Raw genomic sequence first — 1,436 nt, 5'->3', positions numbered from 1 at the left:
CCCGAGTAGTGCCCCATAGGGTGGTGTAGCCCGGTGACCTGGACCGTGACGAGCAGCGTGTCGTTGCTCGGATCGGGAGCGGTCACCGTGTGATCCTTCGAGGAATCTCCTACAACCCACTCGAATGGAGTCATCACGATGACCGCACCTCATATTGTCGACCCTGCCGGCCTTCTCAGCCAAGCTCTGGCCGATGCGTCGCCGGACTTGATGCGCGAGCTACTGCAAACCATGATCAACGCCCTGCTCTCGGCAGACGCCGACGCCGTGTGCGGCGCCGAATGGGGCCAACGCAGCACCGTGCGCACCAACCAGCGCAACGGATACCGCCATCGCGCCCTCGATACCCGGGTCGGCACGATCGATGTCGCAGTCCCGAAACTGCGGCAAGGCACCTACTTCCCGGAATGGCTGCTCGAACGCCGCAAACGCGCCGAGTCGGCGTTGATCACCGTGGTCGCCGACTGCTACCTCGCTGGGGTGTCCACCCGCCGCATGGACAAGCTCGTCAAAACCCTCGGGATCAACGCCCTCTCCAAGTCACAGGTCTCCCGCATGGCTGCTGACCTCGATGAGCACGTCGAGCAGTTCCGGCACCGGCCCCTCGGCGAGGCAGGCCCGTTCACTTTCCTAGCCGCGGACGCGTTGACGATGAAGGTCCGTGAAGGTGGGCGCGTGGTCAACGCGGTCGTGCTGGTCGCGACCGGGGTCAACGCCGACGGCCGCCGCGAGGTCCTGGGTCTGCAGGTGGCCACTGCCGAAACCGCGGTGGCATGGAATACGTTCTTCGCTGACCTGGTCGCCCGCGGCCTGAGCGGGGTACGCCTGGTCACCAGCGACGCCCACGCCGGTCTCGTGGAAGCGATCGCGGCGAACCTGCCCGGAGCAGCATGGCAACGGTGCCGCACTCACTACGCGGCGAACCTGATGAGCGTGACCCCGAAAACCTTGTGGCCGGCAGTCAAAGCGATGCTGCACTCGGTCTACGACCAGCCCGACGCCGACGCGGTCAACGCCCAGTTCGACCGCCTCCTGGACTACGTCGACACCAGACTCCCTGACGCGCACGACCATCTTGACGGCGCCCGCACCGACATCCTGGCCTTCACCGGCTTCCCCGAAGGCCTCTGGCAGCAGATCTGGTCGAACAACCCCAACGAACGCCTCAACCGCGAGATCCGGCGCCGCACAGACAGCGTCGGGATCTTCCCCAACCGCGCAGCGATCATCCGGCTCGTTGGCGCCGTTCTGGCCGAGCAAACCGACGAATGGGCCGAAGGCCGCCGCTACCTCGGCCTGGACATCCTCGCCAAAAGCCGGCTCACCGCCGTCACCGACACCGGAACCGAGGTGAACACCGACACCACCGTCGAACTCAGCGCCTAACCACCAAGAACGAACGATCACAGCACTACACCACTACTCGGGGCTTGACC

1 protein-coding gene is annotated in these 1,436 nt (G+C 65.5%); it reads left to right on the top strand.

Going from position 1 to position 1,436, the window contains the following annotated elements:
* The first annotated feature begins 138 nt into the window (after positions 1-138).
* Positions 139-1,386, top strand: coding sequence for an IS256 family transposase (locus tag GOARA_RS06655; protein WP_007321568.1), 1,248 nt, complete (start codon positions 139-141; stop codon positions 1,384-1,386).
* Positions 1,387-1,436: the final 50 nt, after the last annotated feature.

The organism is Gordonia araii NBRC 100433, from assembly GCF_000241265.1.
Lineage (GTDB): Bacteria > Actinomycetota > Actinomycetes > Mycobacteriales > Mycobacteriaceae > Gordonia > Gordonia araii.
This window is presented reverse-complemented; position numbering and strand designations above follow the sequence as displayed.

Coding starts and splice junctions, on each gene's coding strand:
- GOARA_RS06655 (WP_007321568.1), top strand. CDS start 139: ATGACCGCACCTCATATTGTCGACCCTGCCGGCCTTCTCAGCCAAGCT.